Source organism: Paenibacillus sp. BJ-4 (assembly GCF_020404765.1).
GTDB lineage: Bacteria > Bacillota > Bacilli > Paenibacillales > Paenibacillaceae > Paenibacillus.
The window spans coordinates 1-208 of sequence record NZ_JAIVEM010000148.1 but is presented as its reverse complement, the minus strand read 5'-3'; the positions used below and the strand labels follow the sequence as shown (position 1 = coordinate 208).

The window sequence follows — 208 nt, the reverse complement described above, 5'->3', positions numbered from 1 at the left end:
CAGATCTTTTCGTTACTCATACCGGCATTCTCACTTGAATGCAGTCCAGCGCTCCTTCCGGTACACCTTCAACCCGCATTCAACGCTCCCCTACCCCTGATGCAAGCATCAAGCCATAGCTTCGGTGGTGTGTTTAGCCCCGTTACATTTTCGGCGCAGAGTCACTCGACCAGTGAGCTATTACGCACTCTTTCAATGGTGGCTGCTT

The 208-nt window shown here is 51.9% G+C and carries 1 rRNA gene; it reads right to left on the bottom strand.

From position 1 onward, the window contains the following. Positions 1–208: ribosomal RNA gene (locus tag LCF57_RS22300) — 23S ribosomal RNA — on the bottom strand; the annotation flags it as partial.